A 6000-nucleotide genomic window follows, 5' to 3' on the forward strand; every position below is an offset into this window, starting at 1 on the left:
CAACTTTATGGATCCGTTGACAATGATCATGCTCGCCGTTCTCGCGGTGCTCATCTTCTTCATGTTCCGCAACAGCCGCAAGCGCCAGAAGGATGCAGCTCAGCTGCAGACCCAGGTCGTTCCCGGTGCCAAGGTCATGACCAACTCCGGTTTGTTCGGAACGATCCTGTCGATTGACGACGAGGAGAACGAGGTCCTCCTCGAGTCCACCCCCGGCACCGTTCTGGCCCTGCACCGCCAGACCATCGCCCGCGTGGTCACTCCGGTCGAGGCCGTTGCCACCGCAGAGAGCGTCGTCGACGAGGCCGCTCCCGAGTTCGGTGAGCGCATCGAGGACGCCGGCACCGATTCCGGCGACGTCGACGGCTCCGCCGACAAGAAGTCGAACGACTAAATAGTCCGTTTTCCGTGCCCACGCCAATGATGGCGTGGGCACGAACGTAGAAAGCTGAGTTCCGCGGTGGCAAAGTCGACCCCGGTCAAGAAAGCCTGGCGTAGCCTCTCCTGGCTCGCCGTCATCATTGTTGGCCTGTTTGCCATCAACGCAGCAGGCGTGATGTGGGGCGGTGGATCGTGGACGCCGAAGCTCGCACTCGACCTCGAGGGCGGAACGCAGATTATTCTCGCCCCGAAGACCGAGAGCGGCCAGACTGTCTCGCAGGAGCAGCTTGACCAGGCGGTGACGATCATCCGCCAGCGCGTGGACGCCTCCGGCGTCTCCGAGGCGGAGATCAGCACGCAGGGTGGGCAGAACATCGTCGTCGCCATCCCCGGCGAGCTCGACGATGAGACCCGCAACCGCATCCAGTCCTCCTCGAAGCTCGAGCTCCGGCCCGTCCTCGTCGCGGGAACCCCCACGGACCAGTCCGTCGGCGGAAACACCGCGACCCCCGAGCCGAGCGCAGAGCCGACCCCCGCGGCCACCCCGAGCGTCACGCCGAGCAACGGCAGCGACCTCGCCTGGGTGACCCCGGAGCTGCAGGCCCAGTTCGAGACCTTCGACTGTGCCTCCACGGAGGCCGAGACGGCCAACGCGGCGCCCGCCGACCAGCCGCTCATCACCTGTGACGACACCGGCACGGTCAAGTACATCCTCGGCCCGGTCGAGGTCGAGGGCGCGAACATCTCCGACGCCACTGCCGGCATGGAGACCACCCAGTCCGGTGCCAGCACCGGCCGCTGGGTCATCAACCTCGTCTTCGACGGCCAGGGCACCAAGGACTTCGCCGAGGTCAGCACTCGCCTCTTCGGCCTGAAGTCGACGCCGCCGCTGGACCAGTTCGCCTTCGTGCTCGACGGCCAGGTGCTCTCCGCCCCGGCGATGAACGGCATCATCACCGACGGCCGCCCGTCGATCTCCGGAAACTTCACCGAGGCCAGCGCCAAGGCCCTCGCCGACCAGCTCAAGTTCGGCGCCCTGCCGATCAGCTTCACCGTGCAGAGCTCCGAGACGATCTCCGCCACGCTCGGCAGCTCGCAGCTGCAGAGCGGAATCATCGCCGGTATCTTCGGTCTGATCCTGGTCATCATCTACACGCTGTTCCAATACCGCCTGCTCGGCATGGTGACGATTGCGTCCCTCGTCGTCGCGGCGATCATGACCTACATCACGATCACGATCCTGTCCTGGACGCAGGGCTACCGCCTGTCCCTGGCCGGCGTCGCCGGTCTGATCGTGGCCATTGGTTTCACCGCGGACTCGTTCATCGTCTACTTCGAGCGTGTGCGCGATGAGCTCCGCGAGGGGCGCATCCTCACCTCGGCCGTCGAGGCCGGATGGAAGCGCGCCGTGCGGACGATCTTCGCCTCCAAGGCCACCAACCTGCTCGCGGCCGTCGTGCTGTACCTGGTCGCGGTCGGCAGCGTGCGCGGCTTCGCCTTCACCCTCGGTGTGACGACGATCATCGACGTCATCATCGTGATCATGTTCACCCACCCGATGCTGCAGCTGCTCTCGCGCACCAAGTTCTTCTCGAGCGGCCACCCCTGGAGCGGTCTCGACCCGCAGGCGCTCGGCGCCGTCTACCGGGGGCGCGCGGAGTTCCGCAAGCCCGCGGCATCCCTCGACCCGAAGAAGGCCGCGTCCAGCGCCCGCGAGGCAGGCAAGCGCCAGACCATCGCCGAGCGCAAGGCCGCTGAGCTCGCCGCCGCGAGCCACGGCGCCTCCACCGGCGGCGACACCAAGACCACGGAAGGCAAGGAATCCTGATGGCCAACCGCATGGCTACCTTCGGCAACGACCTCTACACCGGCAAGCGCTCCTTCAACTTCGTGGGCAAGCGCAACACCTGGTACATCATCATCGGCGCGCTCCTGCTCGCCGCCATCCTGATCCCGATCGTCAAGGGCGGGTTCAACTTCGGCATCGAGTTCCGCGGCGGTTCGCAGTTCGTCGTCACCAGCGTCGCGGACGCCAGCCAGGAGCCGGCCATCGAGGCCGTCGCCTCCGTGGTCCCCGAGGCCGTCGCCCGTGTCAGCACGGTCGGCGACAGCGGCGTGCGCGTGCAGACCGACCAGCTCACCCAGGAGCAGACCAGCGAGGTCGCCACCGCCCTCGCCGACGCCTACGACGTGCCGGTGAGTGAAGTCGCATCCTCGTTCATCGGCCCGGTCTGGGGCGCGGACATCACCAGGCAGACGATCCAGGGCCTCATCGTCCTGCTCGTGCTCGCCGCCGTCGGCATGGCGCTCTACTTCCGCACCTGGAAGATGTCGCTGGCCGCCATCGGCGCCCTGCTCGTCGACCTCATCGTCACGGTCGGCATCTACGCCGCCACCGGTTTCGAGATCACCCCGGCCGCGGTCATCGGAATCCTGACGATCCTCGCCTACTCGCTGTACGACACCGTCGTGGTGTTCGACAAGATCCGCGAGAACACGACGGAGGACGCCGTCAAGTCCAAGCACACCTTCGCCGAGTCGACGAACCTCGCCGTCAACCAGACCCTGGTGCGCTCCATCAACACCAGCGTCGTGGCTGCCCTGCCCGTCGCGGCGATCCTGTTCTTCGGCGCGTTCGTGCTCGGCGCAGACACCCTGCGCGACATCTCGCTCGCCCTGTTCATCGGCATCCTCGTCGGCACCTGGTCCACGGTGTTCCTCGCCGCGCCGCTGTACTCGCAGCTGCGCGAGGGCGAGAAGGACGTCGTCAAGCACGACAAGCAGGTGCTCGCGGCCCGCGAGAAGGCCGCAGCCGCTGCATCCGCCGACGCCGTCACGGCGTAGGCTGACCGAGCGCATGGCACGCAGGGAGGAGATGAGATGATGAGCGATTCCACGTCGTCCACCGCCTCCCTGCGCCGCCTTGTGCCCCGCATCTTCTCGAAGGCCCAGCCGGCCGGCGCCGTCGACACCCTGGTGCGCACGGTGCGCATGCACCACCCGAAGGCCGACCTCGCCGTCATCGAGCGGGCGTACACGGCGGCCGAGCGCGCGCACAGCGGGCAGAAGCGGCGCAGCGGCGAGCCGTACATCACGCACCCGCTGGCCGTCGCCCAGATCCTAGCCGACCTCGGCATCGGCTCGAAGACCGTCGCAGCGGCGCTGCTGCACGACACGGTCGAAGACACCGAGTACACGCTGGAACAGCTGCGCGCCGACTTCGGCGACGAGATCGCCATGCTCGTCGACGGCGTGACCAAGCTCGACAAGGTCAAGTACGGCGACTCGACGCAGGCCGAGACCGTGCGCAAGATGATCGTGGCGATGTCCAAGGACATCCGCGTGCTCATCATCAAGCTCGCCGACCGCCTGCACAACGCGCGCACCTGGGGCTTCGTGCCCGCGGAGTCGGCCGCCCGCAAGGCGACAGAGACGCTCGAGATCTACGCCCCGCTGGCCCATCGCCTCGGAATCCAGGCCATCAAGTGGGAGCTGGAAGACCTCTCCTTCGCCGTGCTCTACCCCAAGCTCTACGCCGAGATCGAGTCCCTCGTCCGCCAGCGCACGCCGCAGCGCGAGGAGTTCGTGCAGCAGGTCATCGACGCCGTCAACGAAGACCTGCGCGCCTCCAAGATCCGCGGCCAGGTCGTCGGGCGCCCCAAGCAGTACTACTCCATCTACCAGAAGATGGTGCTGCGCGGCCGCGACTTCGACGAGATCTACGACCTCGTCGGCATCCGCATCCTGGTGAACTCCGTCCGCGACTGCTACGCCGTGCTCGGCGCGATCCACGCCCGCTGGACGCCACTGCCCGGCCGCTTCAAGGACTACATCGCCACCCCGAAGTTCAACCTCTACCAGTCGCTGCACACCACGGTGCTCGGCCCGGAGGGGCGCGCCGTCGAGCTGCAGATCCGCACCCAGGAGATGCACCAGCGCGCCGAGTTCGGCGTCGCGGCGCACTGGAAGTACAAGGAGCAGATGGCCACCGGCAAGGCCGGCAGCTCCGCCCTGCAGAGCGACACAGACATGGCATGGCTCGCCCACATCTCCGACTGGCAGGCCGAGACGGCCGACCCCGGAGAGTTCCTCGACTCCCTGCGCTACGAGATCGGCGCCAAGGAGGTCTACGTCTTCACGCCCAAGGGGCGCGTCATCGGCCTCCCGGCCGGCGCGACCCCCGTCGACTTCGCGTACGCCGTGCACACCGAGATCGGGCACCGCACCATGGGGTCCAAGGTCAACGGCCGCCTGGTGCCGCTCGAGACCCCGCTGAACACGGGCGACGTCGTCGAGGTGTTCACCTCGAAGAACCCGGACTCCGGGCCGAGCCAGGACTGGCTGAACTTCGTCAAGAGCCCGCGCGCGCGCAACAAGATCCGGCAGTGGTTCACCAAGGAGCGCCGCGACGAGGCCATCGAGCAGGGCCGGGACGCCATCGCCCGCGCCATGCGCAAGCAGAACCTGCCGCTGCAGAAGCTGATGAGCCAGGACTCCTTCGCCGAGGTGGCCGCCCAGATGAAGTACGTCGACGTCTCCGCGCTCTACGCGGCCGTCGGCGAGGGGCACGTCTCCACGCAGTCCGTGCTGGAGAAGGTCGTCGCCGCCGTGCAGGCCGTCGACGACTCGGAGGGCCCAGAGCTCTCCCTGCCGGTCAAGGGCCGCACCCAGCAGCTGCGCAGCAGCGACTCCGGCGTGCTCGTGCGCGGGGCGCCGGACATCCTGGTCAAGCTGGCCCGCTGCTGCACCCCGGTGCCGGGTGACGAGATCGTCGGTTTCATCACGCGCGGCTCCGGTGTCTCCGTGCACCAGGCCAACTGCCACAACGTGCAGTCGCTGCTGAACGAGCCGGAGCGGATGATCGAGGTGGCGTGGGCGCCGACCTCCAAGAGCCTGTTCCTGGTGCAGATCCAGATCGAGGCGCTGGACAGGGCCGGGCTGCTCTCCGACGTCACCCGGGTGCTCTCCGAGCACCACGTGAACATCCTCTCCGCCAACGTCTCCACCTCCAGCGACAGGCTGGCGCTCAGCCGCTTCGTCTTCGAGATGGGCGACACCACCCACCTCGACCGCGTGCTGAACGCCGTGCGGCGCATCGACGCCGTCTACGACGTGTACCGCGTCAGCGACGGCTAGAGTCAGCGACGGCTAGAGTCAGCGAAAGCTAGGCGCCGAGCAGGGCCAGCCGGCGCTCCGCCAGCGCCCGATTCGGCAGCGGCCGGCGGCGCCGCAGCGCCGAGCGCGCCGCGGCGGGGGAGAGGCCGGCCCGCGCGCCCAGCGCGGACGCCGCGGAGAGCGACTCCGCGTCCCCGAGCGCATCGTCCAGCAGCAGATCGACGAGCGTGCGCACCGCCGACGTCACCGGGCAGCCGCCGAGCAGCTGGAGCTCGCCGGGGGAGATCGCGACCTGGCGCAGGGCGAGCCTGCTGTTGCGGCGCGGCCGTGCCCCCACCCCGGTGGGCAGCGCGAACTGTCCGAGCGCGGGTGGATCCTCCACCGCGCCGTGCAGCCAGGCGGCGCTCAGCCGCTCCGCGAAGGCGTGCTCCGGGCGCAGCGCGAGCAGGACGGCCGCGCGGGCCGACGGGAACGGCGGCAGGTCGATCGGGCAGTACTGCTCCG

Annotated in this window: 5 protein-coding genes; 4 read left to right on the top strand and 1 reads right to left on the bottom strand. The window is 68.3% G+C overall.

What is annotated here, in order from left to right:
• Nucleotides 1-7: 7 nt before the first annotated feature.
• The 4 genes from yajC to GY24_RS09035 all read left to right on the top strand — a co-directional run bounded on the left by yajC (nucleotide 8) and on the right by GY24_RS09035 (nucleotide 5517).
• Nucleotides 8-394: a preprotein translocase subunit YajC gene (gene yajC / locus GY24_RS09020; RefSeq protein ID WP_083363793.1), complete on the top strand. Its 387-nt coding sequence runs from the start codon at nucleotides 8-10 to the stop codon at nucleotides 392-394.
• Between the two features lie 66 nt (nucleotides 395-460).
• Nucleotides 461-2209, top strand: coding sequence for a protein translocase subunit SecD (gene secD / locus GY24_RS09025; RefSeq protein ID WP_104475327.1), 1749 nt, complete (start codon nucleotides 461-463; stop codon nucleotides 2207-2209).
• Nucleotides 2209-3225: a protein translocase subunit SecF gene (secF, locus tag GY24_RS09030; RefSeq protein ID WP_104475328.1), complete on the top strand. Its 1017-nt coding sequence runs from the start codon at nucleotides 2209-2211 to the stop codon at nucleotides 3223-3225. The genes secD and secF overlap by 1 nt, the downstream gene beginning before the upstream one ends.
• Before the next feature lie 39 nt (nucleotides 3226-3264).
• Nucleotides 3265-5517: a RelA/SpoT family protein gene (locus GY24_RS09035; RefSeq protein ID WP_162842930.1), complete on the top strand. Its 2253-nt coding sequence runs from the start codon at nucleotides 3265-3267 to the stop codon at nucleotides 5515-5517.
• Nucleotides 5518-5545: 28 nt separating this feature from the next.
• On the opposite strand, the gene GY24_RS17640 is transcribed toward GY24_RS09035, so the two are convergent.
• Nucleotides 5546-6000: hypothetical protein (locus GY24_RS17640; protein ID WP_104475330.1), on the bottom strand; the 455-nt coding region annotated here is incomplete at its 5' end.

Origin of the sequence: Microterricola pindariensis, assembly GCF_002936985.1 — a bacterium.
GTDB lineage: Bacteria > Actinomycetota > Actinomycetes > Actinomycetales > Microbacteriaceae > Microterricola > Microterricola pindariensis.